This window comes from Opacimonas viscosa (genome assembly GCF_024199005.1).
In the GTDB taxonomy this organism is placed as follows: Bacteria; Pseudomonadota; Gammaproteobacteria; order Enterobacterales; family Alteromonadaceae; genus Opacimonas; species Opacimonas viscosa.
Genome location: NZ_JANATA010000093.1, coordinates 1 through 277 on the forward strand (window position 1 = coordinate 1; position 277 = coordinate 277).

Annotated in this window: 1 protein-coding gene; it reads left to right on the plus strand. The window is 42.6% G+C overall.

From position 1 onward, the window contains the following. The first annotated feature begins 12 nt into the window (after window positions 1-12). Window positions 13-99 (plus strand): DUF2065 family protein, encoded by an 87-nt coding sequence (locus tag NLF92_RS14240; RefSeq protein ID WP_349293228.1) that lies wholly within the window; start codon window positions 13-15, stop codon window positions 97-99. Window positions 100-277: the final 178 nt, after the last annotated feature.

Sequence of the window (277 nt, forward strand, 5' to 3'; positions counted from 1 at the left end):
TATTTACTTCAGATAAGCCAACAGCCCAGCAATCAACTGCGTCAAATTGGCGGAACCCTTGTGATAATAGGCGCACTACTGCTGTTTTATTTCAGTTGAGTTAGCGCCCAGATCTAGGCATTAAGAGACGTGAAACGGTGTGAAAACGGACCTCATCAAACACTCTCACACGCTTTACCATAATACAAAGTACGAAAAGGAGCGCGACTTTACCGTTGACTGAAAAGTGTGCTCTTAAACCTGTATTCAACATTCAGAGGTATATTTTCAGCCCTTT